Origin of the sequence: Pseudomonas sp. SORGH_AS_0199, assembly GCF_031453735.1 — a bacterium.
Lineage (GTDB): Bacteria > Pseudomonadota > Gammaproteobacteria > Pseudomonadales > Pseudomonadaceae > Chryseomonas > Chryseomonas aestiva.
Genome location: NZ_JAVJAE010000001.1, coordinates 2,105,580 through 2,125,385, shown reverse-complemented (window position 1 = coordinate 2,125,385; position 19,806 = coordinate 2,105,580). Strand labels below are relative to the sequence as shown.

Here is a 19,806-nt window from a genome sequence, read left to right as displayed (position 1 = left end):
CCTTTTTCTGCCCCGGTGTCCCGCACGCGCCCGGGGCACCGCCTTGCAGGATCGCCATCGTGAAACTCAATCGCCAGCACCTCGAACAGCTTCCCGACTACATCGCCAAGCCCGGCTACGCCTCCTGCCAGTTGCGTCAGGGGATCGTCCACATCGGCGTCGGCGGCTTCCACCGCGCGCACCAGGCCATCTACACCGAGGCCCTGCTCAATCAGGGCCGCGACCTGGACTGGAGCATCTGCGGCGTCGGCCTGCGCGCCGAAGACCGCGCCATGCGTGATGCCCTGGCCGGCCAGGACTATCTCTACACCCAGGTGGTGCTGGCCGACGAGCCGGACACCGAGGTGCGCGTCGTCGGCGCCATCAGCGGCATGCTGCTGGCCGAGGACGGCACCCAGACGCTGATCGACAAGCTGGCCCATCCCAGCACCCGCATCGTCTCCCTCACCATCACCGAGGGCGGCTACTGCATGGATGACAGCACCGGCGAATTCAACTTCAAGCTGCCCCAGATCCAGCACGACCTGCAGCATCCGGGCGATCCGCGCAGCGTCTTCGGCTTCCTGCTGGCGGCCCTGGCCAAGCGCCGCGCCGAGGGCACCGGTCCCTTCACCGTGATGTCCTGCGACAACCTTCCGCACAATGGCCAGGTCACCCGCAAGGCCCTGCTGGCCTATGCCGCCCTGGTGGACGAAGAGCTGCACGGCTGGATCGCCGAGCACGTCAGCTTCCCCAACGCCATGGTCGATCGCATCACCCCCATGACCAGCACCGCCCATCGCGAGGCACTGCTGGCCGAACACGGCGTCGAGGACGCCTGGCCGGTGGTCTGCGAGCCCTTCCTGCAGTGGGTGCTGGAAGACAGGTTCGTCGCCGGTCGTCCGGCCTGGGAAGACGTCGGCGTCCAGTTCACCGATGACGTTACCCCCTACGAGGAGATGAAGATCAAGTTGCTCAACGGCAGCCATCTGGCGCTGACCTACCTGGGCTTCCTCAAGGGCTACCGTTTTGTCCACGAGACCATGGCCGATCCGCTGTTCGTGCGCTACATCCGCGCCTACATGGACGAGGACGTGACCCCGCAGCTGGCACCGGTGCCCGGCATCGATCTCGACCAGTACAAGGACACCCTGATCGAGCGCTTCTCCAATCGCGCCATCGCCGACCAGCTGGAGCGGGTCTGCTCCGATGGCTCGTCGAAGTTTCCCAAGTTCACCGTGCCGACCATCAACCGCCTGATCGAAGACGACCAGGCCATGGATCGCGCCGCCCTGGTGGTGGCCGCCTGGGCGGTCTATCTGCGTGGCGTGGACGAGACCGGGGCGACCTATCGCATCCCCGATCCGCGCGCCAATTACTGCGAGGAACTGGTGCAGGATCAGAAGAATCTTACCGAGCGCCTGCTGGGCGCCGAGGAAATCTTCGGTAAGCACATCCCGAAATCCGCGGCCTTCGTTGCCGCCTTCGAGCGGCAGCTGTACAACTTGCGTACCCACGGGGTCAGCGCCACCTTGCAGACCCTGCTCGGCGACTAGCCCTGGCAGAAAGCTGCCTGCTCAGCGTCGACTTTTCATACAAGCCCTAACAACAACAAGGAGCGGCCAGGCATGAAGTTTCTCGGGATCGACTGCGGCACCCAGGGCACCAAGGCGGTGATCCTGGATGTCGAGCGCGGGGTGGTACTGGGCGAAGGCAGTGCGCCGCACCCCTTGACCGAGGCCGCCAACGGCCGCCGCGAGCAGAATCCGGCGGACTGGATCCGGGCGCTGGTGGCGGCCACCCGCGCCGCCCTGGCGCAGGCCGGCAGCGATGGGCAGGACATCCTCGGCGTCGGCGTCTCCGGCCAGCAGCATGGTCTGGTACTGCTCGACGACAGCGGCAAGGTCCTGCGTCCGGCCAAGCTCTGGTGCGACACCGAATCCACCCCGGAAAACCAGCGGCTGCTGGACCACCTGGGCGGGGTGGAGGGCTCCATCGAGCGCCTGGGCCTGGCCATCGCGCCGGGCTACACCGTATCCAAACTGCTCTGGACCAAGGAACAGCACCCGGAGGTGTTCGACCAGATCGACCAGGTGCTGCTGCCCCACGATTACCTGAACTTCTGGCTGACCGGCCGCGCCGTGGCCGAATACGGCGACGCCTCGGGCACCGGCTATTTCAATGTGCGCACGCGCCAGTACGACCTGGAGTTGCTGCGCCATATCGACCCCAGTGGTCGCCTGGAGAGCGCCCTGCCGGAGTTGATCGAAGCCGACCAGCCAGTCGGGCGGCTGCGACCGGAGGTCGCCAGCCAACTGGGCATCAACGCCAAGGCGCTGGTCTCCAGCGGTGGCGGCGACAACATGATGGGCGCCCTGGGCACCGGCAACAGCCGCGCCGGCCAGATCACCCTGAGCCTGGGCACCTCGGGCACCCTCTATGGGTACTCCGACGAACCTCGCATCAGCGAGCATCCTGCCGTGGCAGGCTTCTGCTCGTCCAACGGCGGCTGGCTGCCGCTGATCTGCACCATGAACCTGACCAATGCCAGTGGCCAGATCCGCGAGTTGCTCGGCCTGGATCTCGCCGAATTCACCCGTCTGGTGGCGGAGTCGCCCATCGGCGCGGAGGGGGTGCTGATGCTGCCCTTCCTCAATGGCGAACGGGTGCCGGCGCTGCCGACCGCCACCGCCAGCCTGCATGGCCTCACCGCCACCAACCTCACCCGCGCCAACCTGTGCCGGGCGGTGGTCGAGGGAGTGAGCTTCGCCCTGAGATACGGCTTCGACCTGCTGCGTGACCTGGGCATGCCCGGCGATACCCTGAGACTGATCGGCGGCGGCGCCAGGAGTCCGGTCTGGCGCCAGCTGATCGCCGATCTGATGAACACCCCGGTGGTCTGCCCGATCCACGGCGAAGCCGCGGCCCTGGGTGGCGCGCTGCAGGCCGCCTGGTGCTGGAGTCGCGAACAGGGGCATCCGGAATCGCTCGACAGCCTCACCGAGCGCTGCGTGCATCTGGACCCGGCCAGCCGTGCCGAACCGGATCCCGCACGGGTCGCCGAGTACGAAGCGGCCTACCAGCGCTACCGGCAGCAGCTGCGTGAGAGCTACGGAATAGCCTAGCGGGCGGAGGGGGTGGAAAACGCCAGGCGGTTTTCACCCTACTGGAGGTCGGCAACCAACCCGTCGCAGGGTGGACAACGGCGCAGCCTTGTCCACCACCAGCCCGAGCGCGCGTGGAAAACACTACGCGGTTTTCCACCCTACCCGAAAGACAGGCGCTCAGGCCTTGCCGATCGGCACGAAGGGCGCATCCAGCAAGCGGGCGAGGTCCGTAGGTGCCAGGGCCACTTCCAGCCCCCGGCGTCCGGCGCTGACATGGATGCCCGGCAACTCCGCCGCGGACTTGTCGATGAAGGTACGCAGTCGCTTCTTCTGCCCCAGCGGACTGATACCGCCGACCAGGTAACCGGTGCTGCGCTGGGCCTGGTCGGGCTTGGCCATCTCCAGCTTCTTGACGCCGGCCGCCTGGGCCAGGGCCTTGAGATCCAGGGTTCCGGCGACCGGCACGATGGCCACCAGCAACTCCTGCTTCTCGCTCGCCGCCAACAGGGTCTTGAACACCGTTTCCGGCGCCAGGCCAAGCTTTTCGACGGCTTCCAGGCCGTAGGAGGCGGCCTTGGGATCATGGTGGTAGCTCAGCACCTCGTGGGGCACCTGGGCTTTCTTGAGCAACTCTATCGCCGGGGTCATGCCAGCACTCCTTGGGGATCGGCCACCTCGGCCCGCCCGCGGCCCTGCGCCTTGGCCCGGTAGAGGGCGAAGTCGGCGGCCTGCAGCCAGTGGGCAACGTCATCGTAGGCCCGGTCGAATCCGGCGACGCCGCAGCTCATGCCGACGCGGACGTTCTGACGATCGCCGGGGCCGCCCGCCTGCATCTCGTGCAACCGCTCCTGCAGCCGTCGAATCAGGTCCAGGGCCCGTTCGGGCGAGGTGTCGGGCAAGAGGATACCGAATTCATCGCCACCAAAACGACCGGCCAGGTCGCTGGTGCGGATGGTCCGGGCCAGCAGGCCGGAAAATTGCCGCAGCATCTCGTCCCCGGCCTGATGACCGAAGCGATCGTTGACCAGCTTGAAGTTGTCCAGGTCGATCATCACCAGGCTGGCCGTGGCGCCACTGCGCTTGCAGCGGGCGAATTCGCGCTGCAGCAGCTGATCCCAGTGGGTGCGGTTATGCAGGCCGGTCATGCCATCCTGCTTGCTGATCAGCTCCAGCTCCTGCTGGCGCCGCGACAGCTGCCGCGCCAGGCGAAAGCTCACCAGGCCCAGGGCCCAGGGATAGGCGACGATCATCGGCAGGCAGGCATAGATCTGCGCGGTGGAGGTCTCGAGGGCGACCGGATGGCGCAGCACCACCAGGCCGACCAGGATGCCCGCCAGCTGCGCGAGCAGACCCCGGCGCCAGAACGCCAGGCCCCCGGCGCCGAGCATGTTCATACCGGTCATGGCGAGCAGGGTCACGCTGGGCAGGAGATTGAAGCCCATGCTCGCCGCCCAGAAGCCGGCCGAGCCGCAATCCAGCAGCAGATTGCCCAGCTCGGCGCGATAGGGATCGCGCGCGCGGACGGCGCGCCAGTAGGCGAGCGGCGACCAGCACAGCGCATTGGCCAGCAGCAACAGCCACAGGCCGATGGACACCGGCTGGGTAAGCTGCACCGAGACGATGCAACTGAGGCTGAGCAACAGACCTATCGCACGGGGTAGCCAGAGCCGCCGGGCAAAACTGCGGCCACGGGTGAGCACATCTGGCATTGACGATCCCCACTGCGACGGACGATGAGAGGTCGCGCATTATCAGTGGATAAGGGCAAAACGCCAGCGACCCGCGACTTGAGCGTCGTTTTTCGAAAGTTGCGACGCGCCTCAACACTGCCAGAAGGAAACATCGGGTGACACGCACAACGGACGAACAGCCTTGAACCTCGGCCTGACCGGCCTCATCCAATGGTCAGGCCCGTCAAAAAGAGGAAGCCGCATGCAAGTCCAAGTCAACAGTGATCACAACATCGAAAGCAGTGCCGGTTTGCAGAATTGGGTGGCGTCCGTGGTGGAAGACCGCCTGGATCGCTTCGACGAACTCCTGACCCGTGTCGAGGTACACCTCAACGACGAAAACGCCGGCAAATCGGGTGCTCAGGACAAGCGGTGCCAAATGGAGGCCCGTATCAAGGGGCACCAGCCGCTCTCGGTAACTCACAAGGCCGATTCCCTCGACCTGGCAGTGGAAGGTGCAGCGGACAAGCTGCTGCGAGCCATTACCCACCTGTCCGGCAAACTGGAGAAAAAGCGTCTTTCCAGCGGCGAACTCAATGACCCCCTGGCCCTGGAGGACTCCGAGGAGTTCAAGGACTCCCTGCGGCAGGACGAATTCCTCGAAAGAGAGCAACTGGCTCACGATCACGAGTTGAAATAGGGCAACCTCTGGTTTCCGCGTTCAACCGAGGCCGCTCCCTGAGCGGCCTCGCTCTTTTTCACCCCGGCACAAGGATGCCTCATGCCCTCCCCCTTTCGCGTCGCCCTGATCGGTTACGGCTTCGTCGGTCAGACCTTCCATGGTCCCCTGCTGGGGTCGATTCCCGGTCTCAGCCTGGAGCTGGTGGCCTCACGGGATGCCGCGCGCGTACAGGCCGACCTGCCCAAGGTGCGCGTCACTGCGGACTACCTGGCCGCGGTGCAGGATCCGGCCATCGACCTGGTGGTGATCGCCTCACCCAACCAGACCCATGCGCCCCTCGCCAGCGCCGCCCTGGCCGCCGGCAAGCACGTGGTGGTCGACAAGCCCTTTACCGTTACCCTCGCCGAAGCCAGGCAACTGGCCGCGGAAGCCGAACAGGCCGGCCGGTTGCTGTCGGTGTTCCAGAATCGCCGCTGGGACAGTGATTTTCTAGGGCTGCAGGCGGTACTCGCCAGTGGCGCCCTGGGTGAGCTGACCAGCCTGGAATCGCGCATCGAGCGCTTTCGTCCCGAGGTACGCACGCGCTGGCGAGAAGCGGCACTCCCCGGCAGTGGCCTCTGGTTCGACCTCGGCCCCCACCTGCTGGATCAGGCGCTCTGCCTGTTCGGCCTGCCCGAGCGCCTGCAGGCGCAGCTGGTGCGGCAGCGCGCCGGCGCCCTCACCGACGACTGGTTCCAGGTGCAACTGGACTACGGCACCCGTCAAGTGACCCTGAGAGCCGGGATGCTGGCCGCAGGCGGTGTGCCGCGCTTTCTCGCCCAGGGTACTGCGGGCAGCTGGATCAAGCAGGGAGCGGATTGCCAGGAAGACGCGCTCAAGGCCGGCGTGCGCCCCGGTGGTCCAGACTGGGGCCAGGATCCGGATTCCGGCTGGCTCATCACCGGCGATGGCGAACGCCAGGCGTTGCCGACGCCGGCGGGCGATCACCGTCGCTACTACCTCGCCCTGGTCGAGGCCCTCGCCGGGCGCGCCGCCAATCCCGTCCCTCCGGCCCAGGCCTGCGCGCTGATGGCCCTGCTGGAAGCCGCCCAGCGCTCCTCGGCGGAAGGTCGGGCCCTGCTGCCCGAACTCACCGCCGCCGAACGCGCGTCCTACTGACCGGTCACCCACTGCGGACGCCGTCCCGCCAGGCGTTCGCCCAGCTGGCGCAGGGTGCGGGAGAGGCGTCGCTCGATCCATTCGTAACTCCCCCAGGCCAGCAGCAGGATCACCGGCAGACAGACCGCCAGGGTCTGGTAGGGGCTGAAACCCCACTGCTGGTGCAGCCAGTAGTCGCCCAGCCAGAGCACGATGACGTGCACCAGATAGACCGAATAGGACCAGTCCCCCAGCGCCTTGCACAGTCGCGAGCCGGCGAACCAGGGCTCGAGGATCACGCAGGCGCCCACCAGGACCGCACTGGGCACGCCCCAGGTCAGCAGGCGCCAGGGATGGTCGGCCGGAAAGGCCACCAGGCAGGTCAGGGCCGCCAGGGCCGCCGCCAGCGCCAGCGGCCGGGGTCCGCGCAGGGCGCCGCGGCGATAGAGCGCGGCCAGGCTCACGCCCAGCAGGAATTCGAAGATGATCGGATTGCGATAGAAGCTGCTGACAAAGGACTCACGGGCCAGCACCAGGCTGACCAGGATCACCAGCAGGCTGACCACGCCGATGCGCCAGCGCTCGGCCACGCCGAAGGACAGGGCGAACAGCAGGTAGAACAGCATCTCGAAGTTGAGCGTCCAGCCCACCGGCAGGATCGGATAATGGCCGAAGCCCGCGGGGTTCTCGCTGGGAATGAAGAACAGCGAGAGCAGCAATTCACGGGCGGCGACGCCATAGATGGGCATCACGTCGCTGGCCAGATAGAGGATCAGCGCCGTCACCGCGGTGTACAGCCAATAGGCCGGGACGATACGGGCGATGCGGTGCCAGAGGAAGGTGCTGCGCCTGAGCGATCGGCCGGCGGTGGACAGGTAGATCACGAAGCCGCTGAGCACGAAGAAGATATCGACCCCGACCTGTCCCCGGGTGGAGAGCAGATGGCCGCCGAGGCTGTCGGCGTGGAAGTCGAAGAACACCTGCATGAAGTGATGAAAGACCACCAGCCAGGCGGCCAGGGCCCTGAGAGCCTGCAGTGAAACCAGCATTGTAGAACCTTTCCCTCCTCGTCCCGCCAGGCACGACCCAGCGCCGCGCCGTCATTGTGGACGGCATGGCGGGGTCGGGTGTTCCCGGGTAAAGGCTGGGTTGCGCCGGATCACAGGCTGAACGGCTCGATGCCCGACCCGTTCAGCGGCAGTTCAGGCGGCGAACCTCATTGCAGGCTGAGCCGCCAGGCGCGATGGATCTTGGGATTGCGCGCGAAGTCCGGATCCAGGGTGCTGGCGCTGATCTCTTCGACGCGATAACGCTCGGCGAGGCCTGCGTCCAACTCGAACTTGCGGAAGTTGTTGGAGAAGTACAGCACGCCATTGCGACTCAGGTGGGCCATGGCGGAGTCGATCAGGGCGACGTGATCGCGCTGGACGTCGAACACCCCTTCGAGACGCTTGGAGTTGGAGAAGGTCGGCGGATCGACGAAGATCAGATCATATTCGCCACGATCGTTTTCCAGCCAGTGCAGCACATCACCCTGCTCCAGGCGATGCCGCTCGGAGAAGCCGTTGAGGGCCAGGTTGCGCCGGGCCCAGTCCAGGTAGGTTCGCGACAGGTCAACGCTGGTGGTGCTGCGCGCCCCGCCTACTGCGGCCTGCACCGTGGCGGCACCGGTGTAGCAGAACAAGTTGAGGAATCTCTTGCCTTGGGCTTCCTGGCGCAGCCGCAGGCGCAGCGGACGGTGATCGAGGAACAGACCGGTATCCAGGTAATCGGTGAGATTGACCAGCAGCTTGGCACCCGCTTCTTCCACCTGCAGGAACTCACCCTGGGCGGCCTGGCGTTCGTACTGCTTGGTACCACTCTGTCGCTCGCGCCGCTTGACCACCACCATTGACGGATCGATGTCCAGCGCCTGGGGAATGGCTGCCAGGGCATCAAGCAGACGGGCCTGAGCCTTGTCCGGATCGATGGAGCGTGGCGGCGCGTATTCCTGCACGTGCACCCGATCGCCATAGAGATCCACCGCCACCGCATACTCGGGCATGTCGGCGTCATAGAGGCGATAGCACTGCACGCCCTGATTACGCGCCCACTTGCCGAGCTGCTTGAGATTCTTTTGCAGGCGATTGGCGAACATCTGTCCGCCTTCGCTGAGCTTGGCCGGCTCGGCCGCCTGGTCGGTGGTCGAACGCTCGCCGTTGCGGCTGCCAGTGACGAACTGACGGGTCTCGACCTCGAACATCAGCAGCTTGCAGGGCAAGGCGCCGTTCCAGAAGGCGTATTGCTTGTGGCTGCGGATGCCCATGCGCTTGCCCAGCTCGGGCGCGCCGGTGAATACCCCTGCGCGCCAGCCCAGGCAGGCCTGGCGCAGCCGCTCGCCGAGATTCTGGTAGAGGTACAGCAGGCTGGCTTCATCGCCCAGGCGCTCGCCATAGGGCGGGTTACAGATCACCAGGCCGGTCTGGCCCTTGTCCGGCCGCGGCTCGAAGCTGGCGACCTCACCCTGGTAGACCTTGATCCACTCGGACAGCCCGGCCCGCTCGATGTTGTTGCGCGCCGGCTGGATCAGTCGCGGATCGGCTTCGTAGCCGCGGATCCAGGTCGGCGCCTTGGCCAGACCCGCAGCGGCGCGGGCTTCAGCTTCCTGGTGCAGCTGCTGCCAGAGCGCGGGCACGTGGCCCAGCCAGGCGGAGAAGCCCCAGCGCTCACGGCGCAGGTTGGGCGCGATGTCCGCCGCCATCAGGCCGGCCTCGACCAGAAAAGTACCTACCCCGCACATGGGGTCGGCCAGCGCGCCACCGGCCGCGGCCAGGGCCGGCCAGCCGGCGCGGATCAGCACCGCGGCCGCGAGGTTTTCCTTGAGCGGCGCGGCGCCCTGCTGCAGGCGATAACCACGCTGGTGCAGACTCTGACCGGAAAGATCCAGCGAGAGGATGGCCTGGCCACGCTCCAGGTGCAGGTGAACACGCAGGTCCGGGGCGATCTTGTCGACCGTGGGCCGCTGCCCGGTGCGCTCGCGCAGGCGATCGACGATGGCGTCCTTGACCTTGAGGGCACCGAAATGGGTGTTGTCGATGCCGGCGCCCTGGCCACTGAAGCCCACCGCCAGGGTACCGTCGGGGGCCAGGTGTTCTTCCCATTCCACACCGTGCACGCCCAGGTACAGGCCCTGGGGATCTTCCACCGGGAAACGGGCCAGCACCAGCAGCACCCGGTTGGCCAGGCGCGACCAGAGGCACAGGCGGTAGGCGTCCGCGAGACTCGCCTCGCCGCGCACCGCCGCGGTCTGGCTGCGGGCTTCCTGCAGACCGAGGCCCTGAGCCTCTTCCAGCAGCAGGGTCTCGAGCCCCTTGGGACAGGTGAGGATGAGTTGTTGCATCGCGGACATCGTTGAATCCATAGGTTAGCGCAAGGAGCTTTCTGCCTTTGGTCGGATTGACCGCCAAGGACAGCTCCTCGCGAGAAGGTTTGACTGCGTCTCAACAAGCCGCAGTGACGGCATTCCAGCGGCGGTTTATCGCCATTTCATTTCGATTTGATTACGGCTTATAGCTAAAAGGTCGTTCCCAGCCAGAGCCCCTTTGGTTAGTAATTGACCACCCGCAGCGCGAAGGTGCGGGGCGGATGTCAGGACGCCGGCTCTGGCATCCAGGCCTGCAACGGGCCATGGACAATCTGCAAGTCAACCTACGAGGGCACTACCCTATGAGAAGACTCAAGCGTGATCCAATGGAACGAGCTTTCCAGCGTGGTTATCAGCACGGCATTGTGGGCAAATCGCGGGACCTCTGCCCCTTCACCCAGGACGCCGTCCGGCAGGCCTGGCTCAATGGCTGGCGTGAGGGCCGTAGCGACCAATGGGACGGCTACGTAGGCACCGCCGGTCTTCAACGCATGAATCAACTTCAAGCCGCAGGCTAATTCGATTTCACTAGCGGAAGCCCTGGGCTTCCACAGCGTTCTGGTTTCTTTCCAGTCAGATCCTCTTCCGGGATCAGGGACCCGGTCCCACGGGGGCTCCAAGCGAGCCCCCTCCCCTCAGGGGCGCGCCGCGGCGATCGCATCCACGGCTTCCCGGATCAACGCCGGTCCGCGATAGATGAAGCCGCTGTAGAGCTGCACCAGACTGGCGCCCGCCGCGATCTTTTCCGCCGCATCTTCCCCGGACAGGATCCCACCCGCCGCGATGATCGGCAGCCGACCACCCAGCTCAGCGGCCAGCACCCGTACCACGTGGGTACTCTTCTCCCGCACCGGAGCACCCGACAGGCCACCGGCCTCGGCGGCATTGGGCAGGTTCTCCACCCCTTTCCGGCCCAGGGTGGTGTTGGTGGCGATGATGGCGTCCATCCCGGCATCGCGAATCGCCTGGGCGGTCAGCACGATCTCTTCATCGGTCAGGTCCGGAGCGATCTTGATGGCGATGGGCACTCGCCGACCGTGCCGGACCGCCAGGTCTTCCTGACGCTGGCGCAGGGCTTCCAGCAGTCTCTTGAGCGCATCGCCGAATTGCAGGCTGCGCAGGCCGGGCGTGTTGGGCGAGCTCACGTTCACCGTGATGTAGCTGGCATGGGCATAGACCCGCTCCAGACCGATCAAGTAGTCGTCCACCGCCCGTTCCACCGGGGTACTGGCGTTCTTGCCAATGTTGATCCCCAGTACGCCCTGGAAGCGGGCAGCCTTGACCCGTTCGATCAGGGCATCCACGCCCGCATTATTGAAACCCATGCGGTTGATGATGGCGTCGGCTTGCTCCAGGCGGAACAGCCGCGGCTTGGGATTGCCCGGCTGCGGCCGTGGCGTCACGGTACCGATCTCGATGAAGCCGAAGCCCAGACCGGCAAAGCCGTCGATGGCGGCGCCGTTCTTGTCGAGTCCGGCGGCCAGACCCACCGGATTGGGAAACTCCAGACCCATGACCTGCACCGGCAGCCGGCCCGGCCGCCGACCGAGGCCCGTCAGGCCCAGCCGACCCGCGGCGCCGATCAGGTCCAACGCCAGATCATGCGATCCTTCGGGAGACATTTTGAAAAGCAGAGGACGGAGCGCGTCGTACATGGCGGACTCACAGGCAATTCGGAAAGCGCGCATTATACAGGCTTGCTACCCGCCATACGTCGCTCGCCCCGGACTCGAACGGTCACTCGCACAAAAGATCCTACCTTTCAGGAATCATTTGACGATAACGCTGTCTGTCCCACGCTAGAATCGGTCGTGCAGTTCCTATCCGCCCCGGAGACCTCATGAGCAACAGTGCCAACCTCCTGGGCAGCCCCTGGTCTTCACTGGCCTTGCATCTGCATCCCTCGCTGGCCAGTCGCCGCATCCAGCGTTGCCTGGAACGCCTCGCCGATGCCTTTCTCCCCCTGCCCGCGCCCAGCGCCAGTCTTTGGTGGGATGAAGGCCACCCACTGCACCTGCTCCTTGGCCTGCCACGCGCCGCCCTGTCCGGTCCGACCCAGGAAATCAAGAGTCGCGCCCATGCCCTGCTCAGCCAGCTGGTGATCGCCGATACCCAGCAGGTCGCCGCCCTGGACCTGCGCGCCATCGAAGGCCTCTGCCAGCGGCTGGGCGACAGCGCCTCTGACTCCGCGGTGCAACTGGAAGAACTGGCTGCCCTGCCCGCAGCGCGCGAGCAGGTGCGGATCATCGGCTATCGGGATTTCCAGGCGGCGCTCTATCGCACCCTGCCGAATCTCTCTGCGGAGCAGCCCTTGCGCCTGCGCCAGGCCAATTGGCGAGGTACGCGGCTGTTCCTGGAAAACGAGGCGGCCACCACCCTCGCCCTTGCCAGCATCATCGCCTACGCCCGCATCCGCGGTATCGCCGTGGAAGTGCCGGCGCAGATCCAGTACCTGAGCCTGGATCAGGCGGCCATCGACCGCCTGCAGGAGGCCTTCGCGGTCTATGCCCTGCCCAATGCGGTCTGGAATCACCCGGACTTCGTCCAGGTGCTGCTGGGGTTGAAGCTCGACTATGCCCGCCTGCCGCTGCCCGCACCTGGCGAGGATCTGGAGTGGTTGTTGCTACCCAATGAAGTGGCGACCACCCGCGTCCTCGCCGAGATTCTCGAACGCCTGGGTGCCGCCGAGGTGATCGGCTATCTGCAGGCGTTCTAGGCAAGCGTCTCAGCCGGCAGCGACCGCAGGCGCGTGACGCTGCCCCGCCGCCAGGAACACCTCGAAGGCCAGGCGCTGACCGGCCAGCATCGCCGGATGCAACTGCGCGTCGCTGCCCGCCTCGTCCAGTCGCTGCAGGAATCCCGGCCAGGCACCCGCAGGCGGCACATGCCCCAGATAGGCCCGGGCGTCGCGCACCGCTTCATCCGGACTCTCGCCGGCATGACGATCCAGCAGTCGCGAACCCAATCGGGAACCCTCCAGCACATAGGCCACCCCCCAGCATTCCCCTTCGTCGAGCAGGCGCTCGAGGACGACGGGTTCGGGCCTGTCGGCGGCCAGACGCTGCAGATCCTCCGCCAGCACCCCGCGGCGGCGACGCTCTGCCCAGTCGGGCAACAGCCGCTGGATGCCGGAGCGCTCAAGCAACTCTTCGAGGCCGATCAGGGCCTGGGCATGGGCCTGGAGAAAGGCGGTGTAATGGGGTCGCGTCTGCAATGCATAGCGGCCAAAGGTGGCATCGACCTGCTGGTGCAGGGCACCGCCCTCGGCACGCAACATTTCACGAATGGTGGACACGCAAATACCTCGTAGTGACCGCGGTGTTCAGAGCGGCGAAGGCTGGGGCTTCTCGCCGCGCAGGGCGGCCTGCAGCCGTGCGGCCAGATCCGCCTCGCGAAAGGGCTTGGGGACGATGAATGACTGTTCGGGATCGAGTTCGCCCAGTTCGGCGTAGCCGGTGATGAAGACCACCGGCAACTGCGGCAACCGCTTGCGCACCTGGCGAGCCAGTTCGGCACCGTTCATGCCGGGCATGGCGAAATCGGCCAGCAGCAGATCGATCTGCGGATCACGCTCCAGGGCGCTCAGGGCGGCGAAGCCGTTGCTGGCCTCCACCACCTGATAGCCGAGATCCGCCAGCAGCGCGGCGGTCACGTTGCGCACCGCATGATCATCGTCGACCAGCAGGATGCGTCGCTCGGCGGCCTGTTCGTCCCGACCCGGGGTCGGTAACCCGACCGGATCCACGGCATCTTCCGCCTCGGTACGCGGCAGATAGACCAGCACCGTGGTGCCGCTGCCCATCTGCGTCTCGATGCGCACGCCACCACCGGACTGCTTGGCGAAGCCGAACACCTGGGCCAGGCCCAGACCGGAGCCCTTGCCCACCTCCTTGGTGGTGAAGAAGGGTTCGAAGGCCTTGGCCAGCACCTCTTCGCTCATGCCGGTACCGGAATCCTGCACCGCCAGCAGCACGTACTCACCCGGCTCAGGTTCTTCCGGACGCTGGGGTGGCTCGCTGATGGTCTGGTTGGAGGTGCTCAGCCGCAGGGTGCCGCCGACCGCCATGGCATCCCGGGCATTGATCGCCAGATTGAGGATGATGAGTTCGATCTGGGTCGGGTCGACCAAGGCATGCCAGCAATCGGCGCGCAGGTGGGTCTCGATCCAGACGCTGCCACCCATGGTGCTGCGCAGCAGTTCGAGCATGCCTTCGACGGTTTCGTTGAGCTTGACCGGCTTGGGCGCCAGACGCTGACGGCGGGAGAAGGCCAGCAGCTGGGCGGTGAGCTTGGCGCCCCGCTCGCCCGCTTCGCGGATGTTCTGCACCCGCCCCTGGGTCTTGTCACTCGCTTCGAGGCGCGCTAGATCCCGCTCGAGGAAGCTGGCACTGCTGAGCACCACGGTGAGCAGGTTGTTGAAGTCATGGGCCACGCCGGCGGTGAGCTGACCCACGGCCTCCAGGCGCTGCATCTGCTGCAGGGTGTCTTCCACCCGCTCGCGCTCGTCGATCTGCTCGCGCAACTGGCGATTCGCCGCGGCCAGTTCTTCCATCGCCAGGACCTCCGAGGAGATGTCCCGTCCGGAGCAATAGGTCATGCCGGCATCCGGCACCGCCGTCCAGGAAATCCAGCGATAGCTGCCGTCGCGGTGGCGGATACGATTGACGAAGCGCTGACTGGTCGCACCGGTGGCCAGCTGCTTGAGTTCGTTGTCGGTGATGAAGCGCTCGTCGGGATGCACCAGCGCCAGCAGCGAGGAATCGAGCAGCTCCACCCGCGACCAGCCCAGATTTTCTTCCCAGGCCGGGTTGAGCGCTACCAGGGTACCGTCGGGTTTGCACACCAGCAGCAGATCGCGGGTGAGATCCCAGGTCCGATCGCGCTCGCGGGTACGCTCCTCGACGCGCTCGCCGAGACTGACGTTGAGTCGTTCGAGTTTCTCCGCGGCGTCGCGCTGCTGGGTGATGTCGAGCATCACGCCAAGGAAGCGGGTGCAGACGCCGGCATCGAAGAAGGGCTGGCCGCGGGTCTCGACCCAGCGTTGGGCGCCATCGTCGAGGCGGATGCGGTATTCGCTGCGGTAGTCGTCGTCGCGCTCGTCGGCGCCCGCCTGGCGGACCGTATCGAGAAAGCGTTCGAGGCCATCGCTGCCGCACAGGCGGGCGAACACCTCAAGATCGACCACCGCATCGGCCGGCAGGCCGAACATGGCCTTGCAGCGCTCGTCCCAGACCAGCGTACGGCTGGCCGGCAGATACTCCCACATGCCCAGCCGGGAGGCGTCCATGGCCAGGCGGGACCGGACTTCCAGGCTGTGCAGGGCCTCTTCGGCGCGGCGCCGCTCGCGGCGCTCGTGCACCACCAGCAGTGCCCGCTCGACCGCCTTGGCCAAGAGCTCCATGCTCTGCTTGAGCACATAGTCGTTGGCGCCCAGGCGCATCATCTCCACCGCGTGCACTTCACCGAAGATGCCCGAGACGAAGATGAAGGGGGTTTCCGGCGTCAGCGCCCGCGCCACGCGCAGGGCCTCGGCACCGGAGAAGCCCGGCAGGATGATGTCGGAGAGAATGATGTCGTAGGTCTGCTGGCTCAGCGCCAGAGTCAGACCGGTACGTTCATAGACGATCTTGGATTGCAGCTCGAAGCCGTGCCTTTCCAGCTCGATCAGGATCAGCTCGGCATCGAGCTTGCTGTCCTCTACCAGCAGGATCTTGATCTGTTTCGAGAGCGGCATAAACGGACGTCGGCCTTGAATCTGTTCACTCAGGGAAGCCGGATCGCGCATATCGGCCGGTCGCGGATGACTGGATGCGGATGCACTGATCTTCACTCGCTAGCGGCCAATGCGCCTGGTGACACGACGCGATCCGGGCGGCGGCTCATTGAGCACGGCCCAGAATACGCCGAGGTCGCTGATCGCGGCGACGAAATCACGAAACTCGACCGGCTTGACCACGTAGGCGTTCACGCCCAGCTCGTAGGCCTTTTCCAGATCCGGCTCTTCCCGTGATGAAGTCAGCATGACCACGGGAATGCTGCACAGCTCAGGCGTCCGACGAATCAGTTCGAGCACTTCCAGGCCATCGACCTTGGGCAGCTTGAGATCCAGCAGCATCACGGCGGGATTGCCCGGCTCGCGATCGGCATGGGGTTCGCGCCTGAGCAGATAATTGACCGCTTCGGCACCGTCACGCAGGACCACGACATCGTTGGCCAGCTGGCTGCGCTCCAGAGCCACCAGGGTGAGCTCCAGATCGTGCGGATTGTCTTCGACCAGCACAATGGGTTTGAGCATGAACAGAACTACCTTTTGTGTACCGGGGACGGACGTTGTTTGGGAAGGGCGAAAAAGAAGGTAGCGCCCTCGCCGATGGCACCCTCGGCCCAGACCCGACCGTCATGACGCTCGATGATGCGTCTGACACTGGCCAGACCGATGCCGACCCCTTCGAATTCATCGGCATGGTGCAGGCGCTGGAAGACGCCGAACAGCTTGCCTACATAGTCCATGTTGAAACCGACACCGTTGTCCCGAACAAAGATGATGTCCTCGGAATCGCTCGGCAAGGTGCCGATCTCGATGACCGCCGGTTCTTCGTAGCGACTGTATTTGATGGCATTGGCCAGCAGGTTGCGCAAGGCGAGATGGACGAAGGCGGCATCGGCGATGACGACAGGCAGGGGGCCGATGTGCCACTCCACCTGCCGCTCGGCATAGTCCGGGGCCATCTCTTCGCGAATGGCTTCCACCAGGGCGGTCAGATTGACGTCGGAATAGCGGATCGCCGCCCGCCCCATCTGCGAAAAGCTCAGCAGGTTATCGACCAGGCTGCCGGCGAAGCGCGCCGACGACCCGATGTTTTCCAGGAAGCGCCGCCCCCGGTCCGACAGCTTGCCGCCTTCGATGTCGCCCAGCAGCTCGGCGTAGCCGGCGATGTGGCGCAGCGGCGCACGCAGGTCGTGGGACACGCTGTAGGAGAAGGCCGCCAGTTCCTTGTTGCTGCGTTGCAGCTCCTCGGCCAGCTCGGCCATCTCCTCGGCCTTGCGCAGGACGATCCCGCGCACCGCATTGCGCAATTCGATGGCGCTTTCCAGCTCGAGCGGCGACCAGGGTAGCGACAGGCCGCGGACCGTCTCCTGCCAGAGCACGAAACTCTGTCGGGGCGACAGGCGTCCATCGCTGCCTTCCTGCTTGGCTGGCCGCCCGGCCCAGTTGACCACCTGCACCAGCTCGCTGCGAAACCAGATCAGATAGTGGGAATGCAATTCGGAAATGGGTACGGCAAGCACCCCGGCCGCATACTGGGCCAGCTGTGGCAGCGCGGCGATGTCCTTGGCCAGGTTGTCGGTGACGTAGTGATCCTTGACGTTGACCGACAACCACTCGACCAGGCTATCCACCACGTCGCGCGGCGGCGCCTGGCCGATCAGCTCGGTGCCGTCGGAGGAAATGATGGCGGCGCCCTGTGCCCGGGCGAAATCCAGATAGACCTGGGGCAGCTCCAGCAGTCCCTGGCAGACGCTGTCGCGGTCGGCCATGGTCGAGAGCATCTGCACCATGGCTTGACGCAGCGCCAGTCGACGATCGGATTCCGCGTGGGTCTCGGCGGCATCGATCTGCAGCGACAGCACCCGACCGAACAGTTCGCAGGCGGTCCGCGTCTGGAAGGATACCCGCTGCGGCTGGCGATCGTGACAGAGCACCAGACCCCAGAGACGGCCGCCGACCACGATGGAAACCGACATGGAGGCCAGGGTGCCCATGTTTCTCATGTACTGCAGGTGCACCGGCGACACGCTGCGCAGTTGCGCGAAGCTGAGGTCGAGCGGCTGGCCGGTCAGCGGATTGGTCTGCGGCTGCAGCGGCGACGGCTGGTAGTAGGCGTTGCCGATCACCCGGATGCGGTTGGCCAGGTACAGGCGGCGGGCCTGGGCCGGGATGTCCGAGGCGGGAAATCTCAGCCCCAGATAGCTGGGTACGCCGGGATCGCACTCCTCGGCCAGCACCTGTCCGTGACCTTCTTCGTCGAAGCGATAGATCATGGTGTGGTCGAAGCCGGAGATGCGCTTGGCTTCGCGCACTGCGAGCGTGGCGATGGCATCCACGGTTTCGGCCTGGTGCAGTTGTTCGATGAACACCCGCACCATGGGATAGAGGGTATTGAGGCCGAGCCGGCTGTCCACCGGCGCCTCGAATTCGACGATCAGCACCCCACCGAAGCGATGCATGAACAGCGCGAAGGTCTGCCGCTGCGGCCCCAGGGTGACGTCGCCCTGATAGATGGGATTCTGCTCTTCCTGGGTCAGGGCCCCGAGCATGGCCGGCAGATCGCACCCCGGCAGCAATTCGCCAAGCGTGCGACCCAGTACATCCTCCACGGCGACGCCAAGGTACTCGCGCACGTTGGCGCTGGCCTGGACAATGCGCAGATCCGGCTCTTCCACGGCGAACAGGAAGCCATGTTCCTGGATACTGCCGGGAATGTGGATCGGCTCATTGGCACAATCGGCCAGAGCGTCGGGCTGCGTCTTGGAAGGTGACTCGAGCGCCAAACCGGGAACCTCGTGTGATCGGGAAGAAGCGCAGGGAAAGCGGTGCGCCGAATTGGAAACAAAGGTCATTCAGACTATCAGACCCGGGGCGGGAGGCGAAGCGAAACGGCCCGCAGCCCGGACACCCGCAGCAAGGCCGACAGCGTTCGAGGCGCGATCCGGGATCTTCTCCACCGGCGTCCGGTCGGAACTGGTTTAGCCCCAGGATCCTGCCCATGTCCCTGCGCCTCGCCCTCCCCCTGGCCGCCCTGCTGCTGAGTCCGCTCAGCCAGGCGGCGCCCGTCTATGGCGAACGTCTCGAAGGCTTCGCCTACGACTACCCGGTCAGGACCTTCAGCTTCGACTCCCAGCGACAGCCTCTGGAAATGGCCTATCTCGACGTCGCGCCGAGCGGAAAACCGAACGGGCGGACCCTGGTCCTGCTGCACGGCAAGAACTTCTGCGCCGGTACCTGGGCGCAAAGCATTCAGGTGCTGAGCGCTGCCGGCTATCGGATCGTGGCGCCGGACCAGATCGGCTTCTGCAAGTCGAGCAAACCGGCGCACTATCAATACAGCTTCCAGCAACTGGCCGCCAACACCCGCGCCCTCCTCGACCGCCTGGGCATCGCTCGGGCGACCCTGATCGGTCATTCGACCGGCGGCATGCTGGCGACCCGCTACGCCCTCCTCTATCCCGAGGCCACCGAGCAGCTGGTATTGGTCAATCCCATCGGCCTGGAAGACTGGAAGGCACTGGGCGTGCCCTATCGCAGCGTCGACCAGTGGTATGCCCGGGAGCTCAAGACCTCGGCCGCCGCCATCCGCGACTACGAGCGCAGCACCTATTACGCCGGCCAATGGTCTCCCGCCTACGATCGCTGGGTGGACATGCTCGCGGGTCTCAACGAGGGACCGGGCAAGGAGCGGGCGGCGTGGAACTCCGCCCTGATCTACGACATGATCTACAGCCAGCCGGTGGTCTACGAATTCGACCGACTGCGCATGCCCACCCTGCTGCTGATCGGCCAGCGCGATACCACCGCCATCGGCAAGGATGCGGCGCCGGCCGCCCTCAAGGCGCAGCTGGGCCACTATCCCGAACTGGGCAAGGCGGCGGCGCAGCGCATTCCCCAGGCGACCCTGGTGGAATTCCCGGACCTGGGCCATGCGCCGCAGATGCAGGCGCCGGAACGCTTTCACCAGGCGCTCCTGCAAGGGCTGAGCGCCCTCAAGGCACCCTCGACCCAGCCGAAACCCTGAGCTGATCCAGGCACAAAAAAGGCGGCGTCCCCAG

Annotated in this window: 16 protein-coding genes; 7 read left to right on the top strand and 9 right to left on the bottom strand. The window is 65.7% G+C overall.

Features of this window, described 5'->3' with window-relative positions; translation table 11 throughout:
* Positions 1-59 precede the first annotated feature (59 nt).
* Positions 60-1,535 (top strand): mannitol dehydrogenase family protein, encoded by a 1,476-nt coding sequence (locus QE444_RS09920; protein WP_285387428.1) that lies wholly within the window; start codon positions 60-62, stop codon positions 1,533-1,535.
* A 72-nt stretch (positions 1,536-1,607) separates the two neighbouring features.
* The gene (gene xylB / locus QE444_RS09915; RefSeq protein WP_309738205.1) at positions 1,608-3,104 is read left to right on the top strand and encodes a xylulokinase; all 1,497 of its coding nucleotides are present in this window, start codon (positions 1,608-1,610) and stop codon (positions 3,102-3,104) included.
* 159 nt (positions 3,105-3,263) lie between these two features.
* Here xylB and ybaK read toward each other — a convergent pair whose 3' ends face one another.
* Both ybaK and QE444_RS09905 read right to left on the bottom strand, forming a co-directional pair.
* Positions 3,264-3,734 (bottom strand): Cys-tRNA(Pro) deacylase, encoded by a 471-nt coding sequence (gene ybaK, locus QE444_RS09910; RefSeq protein WP_187978783.1) that lies wholly within the window; start codon positions 3,732-3,734, stop codon positions 3,264-3,266.
* Positions 3,731-4,795, bottom strand: a complete 1,065-nt coding sequence (locus QE444_RS09905) for a diguanylate cyclase (protein ID WP_187978782.1) — start codon at positions 4,793-4,795, stop codon at positions 3,731-3,733. Before QE444_RS09905 ends, ybaK begins: the two co-directional genes overlap by 4 nt.
* Before the next feature lie 223 nt (positions 4,796-5,018).
* Here QE444_RS09905 and QE444_RS09900 point away from each other — a divergent pair, with 223 nt between their 5' ends.
* On the top strand, positions 5,019-5,456 hold the full coding sequence (locus QE444_RS09900; protein ID WP_133859703.1) for an HPF/RaiA family ribosome-associated protein: 438 nt from the start codon (positions 5,019-5,021) through the stop codon (positions 5,454-5,456).
* An 81-nt stretch (positions 5,457-5,537) separates the two neighbouring features.
* Complete coding sequence (locus QE444_RS09895) at positions 5,538-6,596, top strand: oxidoreductase (RefSeq protein ID WP_133859704.1); 1,059 nt, start codon at positions 5,538-5,540, stop codon at positions 6,594-6,596.
* Here QE444_RS09895 and QE444_RS09890 read toward each other — a convergent pair.
* Together QE444_RS09890 and rlmKL are read right to left on the bottom strand one after the other, a co-directional pair.
* Complete coding sequence (locus QE444_RS09890; RefSeq protein WP_280306832.1) at positions 6,590-7,624, bottom strand: acyltransferase; 1,035 nt, start codon at positions 7,622-7,624, stop codon at positions 6,590-6,592. The two genes, QE444_RS09895 and QE444_RS09890, sit on opposite strands and share 7 nt — an antisense overlap.
* A gap of 167 nt (positions 7,625-7,791) precedes the next feature.
* Positions 7,792-9,963 carry a bifunctional 23S rRNA (guanine(2069)-N(7))-methyltransferase RlmK/23S rRNA (guanine(2445)-N(2))-methyltransferase RlmL gene (gene rlmKL, locus QE444_RS09885; protein WP_263258951.1) on the bottom strand — a complete coding sequence of 724 codons (2,172 nt, stop codon included), beginning with the start codon at positions 9,961-9,963 and terminating at the stop codon, positions 7,792-7,794.
* Between the two features lie 317 nt (positions 9,964-10,280).
* On the opposite strand from rlmKL, the gene rmf reads away from it, so the two are divergent.
* Positions 10,281-10,496 (top strand): ribosome modulation factor, encoded by a 216-nt coding sequence (gene rmf / locus QE444_RS09880; protein ID WP_059232223.1) that lies wholly within the window; start codon positions 10,281-10,283, stop codon positions 10,494-10,496.
* Positions 10,497-10,613: 117 nt separating this feature from the next.
* Here the strand turns inward: rmf and QE444_RS09875 are convergent, their stop codons facing one another.
* Positions 10,614-11,633 (bottom strand): quinone-dependent dihydroorotate dehydrogenase, encoded by a 1,020-nt coding sequence (locus QE444_RS09875; protein ID WP_309738199.1) that lies wholly within the window; start codon positions 11,631-11,633, stop codon positions 10,614-10,616.
* 185 nt (positions 11,634-11,818) lie between these two features.
* Here QE444_RS09875 and QE444_RS09870 point away from each other — a divergent pair, with 185 nt between their 5' ends.
* Entirely contained in the window at positions 11,819-12,694 is an 876-nt protein-coding gene (locus tag QE444_RS09870) for a hypothetical protein (protein WP_263258948.1), read from the top strand.
* A gap of 9 nt (positions 12,695-12,703) precedes the next feature.
* Here QE444_RS09870 and QE444_RS09865 read toward each other — a convergent pair whose 3' ends face one another.
* From QE444_RS09865 to QE444_RS09850, 4 genes are all read right to left on the bottom strand, one after another.
* Positions 12,704-13,273: a biliverdin-producing heme oxygenase gene (locus QE444_RS09865; protein ID WP_263258947.1), complete on the bottom strand. Its 570-nt coding sequence runs from the start codon at positions 13,271-13,273 to the stop codon at positions 12,704-12,706.
* A 27-nt stretch (positions 13,274-13,300) separates the two neighbouring features.
* On the bottom strand, positions 13,301-15,712 hold the full coding sequence (locus tag QE444_RS09860; RefSeq protein ID WP_187978776.1) for a response regulator: 2,412 nt from the start codon (positions 15,710-15,712) through the stop codon (positions 13,301-13,303).
* A 99-nt stretch (positions 15,713-15,811) separates the two neighbouring features.
* Positions 15,812-16,273, bottom strand: a complete 462-nt coding sequence (locus QE444_RS09855) for a response regulator (protein WP_133859710.1) — start codon at positions 16,271-16,273, stop codon at positions 15,812-15,814.
* Between the two features lie 8 nt (positions 16,274-16,281).
* Positions 16,282-18,531 carry an ATP-binding protein gene (locus tag QE444_RS09850; RefSeq protein WP_187978775.1) on the bottom strand — a complete coding sequence of 750 codons (2,250 nt, stop codon included), beginning with the start codon at positions 18,529-18,531 and terminating at the stop codon, positions 16,282-16,284.
* Positions 18,532-18,746: 215 nt separating this feature from the next.
* On the opposite strand from QE444_RS09850, the gene QE444_RS09845 reads away from it, so the two are divergent.
* Positions 18,747-19,772 (top strand): alpha/beta hydrolase, encoded by a 1,026-nt coding sequence (locus tag QE444_RS09845; protein WP_309738194.1) that lies wholly within the window; start codon positions 18,747-18,749, stop codon positions 19,770-19,772.
* Positions 19,773-19,806: the final 34 nt, after the last annotated feature.

Bases quoted from the DNA above. Each gene is read 5' to 3' on its own strand.
- xylB (WP_309738205.1), top strand. From the start codon at position 1,608: ATGAAGTTTCTCGGGATCGACTGCGGCACCCAGGGCACCAAGGCGGTG.
- ybaK (WP_187978783.1), bottom strand. From the start codon at position 3,734: ATGACCCCGGCGATAGAGTTGCTCAAGAAAGCCCAGGTGCCCCACGAG.
- QE444_RS09905 (WP_187978782.1), bottom strand. From the start codon at position 4,795: ATGCCAGATGTGCTCACCCGTGGCCGCAGTTTTGCCCGGCGGCTCTGG.
- QE444_RS09900 (WP_133859703.1), top strand. From the start codon at position 5,019: ATGCAAGTCCAAGTCAACAGTGATCACAACATCGAAAGCAGTGCCGGT.
- QE444_RS09895 (WP_133859704.1), top strand. From the start codon at position 5,538: ATGCCCTCCCCCTTTCGCGTCGCCCTGATCGGTTACGGCTTCGTCGGT.
- QE444_RS09890 (WP_280306832.1), bottom strand. From the start codon at position 7,624: ATGCTGGTTTCACTGCAGGCTCTCAGGGCCCTGGCCGCCTGGCTGGTG.
- rlmKL (WP_263258951.1), bottom strand. From the start codon at position 9,963: ATGTCCGCGATGCAACAACTCATCCTCACCTGTCCCAAGGGGCTCGAG.
- rmf (WP_059232223.1), top strand. From the start codon at position 10,281: ATGAGAAGACTCAAGCGTGATCCAATGGAACGAGCTTTCCAGCGTGGT.
- QE444_RS09875 (WP_309738199.1), bottom strand. From the start codon at position 11,633: ATGTACGACGCGCTCCGTCCTCTGCTTTTCAAAATGTCTCCCGAAGGA.
- QE444_RS09870 (WP_263258948.1), top strand. From the start codon at position 11,819: ATGAGCAACAGTGCCAACCTCCTGGGCAGCCCCTGGTCTTCACTGGCC.
- QE444_RS09860 (WP_187978776.1), bottom strand. From the start codon at position 15,712: ATGCCGCTCTCGAAACAGATCAAGATCCTGCTGGTAGAGGACAGCAAG.
- QE444_RS09855 (WP_133859710.1), bottom strand. From the start codon at position 16,273: ATGCTCAAACCCATTGTGCTGGTCGAAGACAATCCGCACGATCTGGAG.
- QE444_RS09845 (WP_309738194.1), top strand. From the start codon at position 18,747: ATGTCCCTGCGCCTCGCCCTCCCCCTGGCCGCCCTGCTGCTGAGTCCG.